The sequence below is a fragment of the Polaromonas sp. P1_G1 genome (assembly GCF_056405595.1).
Map to the genome: position 1 here is coordinate 1 of NZ_JBFUBU010000268.1, position 390 is coordinate 390.

The following is a 390-nucleotide window of genomic DNA, read 5'->3' on the forward strand; positions in this document are numbered from 1 at the left end:
GTACATAACCCAGGTTGAGCTGGTAGTTGATGCTGGCAACCAAGAGCACCAGCAGCGTCAGCCCCAGCATCAGGCCAGGGCGCGTGGGCAGGATGTAGACATTGCGCTGGGTCAGCGTGGTGCTGTCCTTGAGCGGCAGGCGCGATTGCCACCACGCCTGGAAACGGCGGCGCACCGCGGCCAGCGGGTTGAGCTGCGCCAGCACGGTCACGGCAATGGCACCGCCTGCAGCATGGCGCGTACCTGTTCTACGGCGCCGCGCCCTGCGTCCCCCACGGGGATGAGGCGGTGGGCAATGGTTTGCGGCAGCACGGCCTGCACGTCGTCGGGCGCCACGTAATCACGCCCACTGAGTAGCGCCTGCGCCTTGGCCGCACGCACCACGGCAAT

General features: G+C 67.4%; 2 pseudogenes. Both read right to left on the reverse strand.

Features of this window, described 5'->3' with window-relative positions:
* Positions 1-211, reverse strand: a pseudogene (locus tag AC1D1Y_RS26780) (DUF58 domain-containing protein); the annotation flags it as partial.
* Positions 208-390, reverse strand: a pseudogene (locus tag AC1D1Y_RS26785) (AAA family ATPase); the annotation flags it as partial. The pseudogenes AC1D1Y_RS26785 and AC1D1Y_RS26780, both read right to left, overlap by 4 nt.